General features: G+C 37.7%; 1 protein-coding gene. It reads left to right on the forward strand.

Annotated features, from left to right (window positions below; genetic code table 11):
• A partial coding sequence (locus ACOVQ4_RS06775) for an aminotransferase class V-fold PLP-dependent enzyme (protein ID WP_421819894.1) occupies positions 1-1,087 on the forward strand: 1,087 nt, incomplete at its 5' end.
• Positions 1,088-1,218 lie beyond the last annotated feature (131 nt).

Below are 1,218 nucleotides of genomic sequence, written 5' to 3' on the forward strand. Positions count from 1 at the left end.
ATTCATGCGTAAAACGTACTTTACCCCAGGTCCAGCCGAACTTTTTCCAACTGTTGAACAACACTATCGCGATGCGTTTGACCTTCAATTAGGATCTATTTCGCACCGTTCTGCTCAGTTTCGTAAGATTTATCAGCATACGGTAGAGCAACTTCGTACGCTGATGAATATCCCTGAATCATCGGGTATTTTCTTTACTGGCTCTGCCACAGAAATTTGGGAGAGAATCATCCAAAACACCGTAGAGTTTGAAAGTTTTCACTTGGTAAATGGCTCTTTTTCAAAGAAATTTTACGACTTTTCAGGAGAACTAGGCAAATTTGCTCACAAATATGAAAAACCATTTGGTGAGGGATTTGACTATGCCGAAATCGAAGTACCACAATATGCCGAATTGATTTGTACCACTGCCAACGAAACGTCTTCGGGTGTACAAATGCGCCCTTCTGAGATTCATAAACTCAAACGTGGTAATAAAGATAAATTCGTAGCTGTGGATATGGTATCGTCGGCTCCATATCCTGATTTAGACTTTGAATTGATAGATACAGCGTTTTTCTCTGTACAAAAATCATTTGGGATGCCTGCTGGTTTGGGCTGCTGGATTGCCAATCAAAGTATGCTCGATAAAGCTAAATCATTAAAGAAAAACGATGGTATCATCGGTACTTATCATACTTTACCTTCGCTTTGGAAAAACTTCGAGAAATTCGAAACACCAGAAACACCAAACGTAATGGGGATTTATGTATTAGGAAAAGTAGCCGAAGACATGAATAAAATTGGTATCGAAACAATTCGTAAAGAAACTGAGCGCAAAGCGAAAATGCTTTATGATTTTGCTACAAAATGTGATTACCTAGACATTTTCGTACAAAATCCTGAACACCGTTCGCAAACAGTAGTAGTAGTAAATACCGTAGGAAAATCTGCTGCTGACATTATCGATGCTGTCAAAACTTCTGATAATATGGTTATTGGCTCGGGTTATGGCGATTTTAAGGCTACACAACTTCGTATTGCCAACTTTGCTGCTGTCAATATCGAACAAGTAGAAAACTTAATCGAGGTAATGAAAAAACTATAACTTTTTATACCAAATTCAAGGCATTCAAACAATTGTGGATTCTTGATTTCGGAACAAGAGTCTATTCCTTAATTTTTCGCAAAATATCAGTCAAAAATTAAGCTATACTTCTGAAATCTAACAGCAGATAG

The organism is Flectobacillus sp., assembly GCF_049240685.1.
Classification (GTDB): domain Bacteria; phylum Bacteroidota; class Bacteroidia; order Cytophagales; family Spirosomataceae; genus Flectobacillus.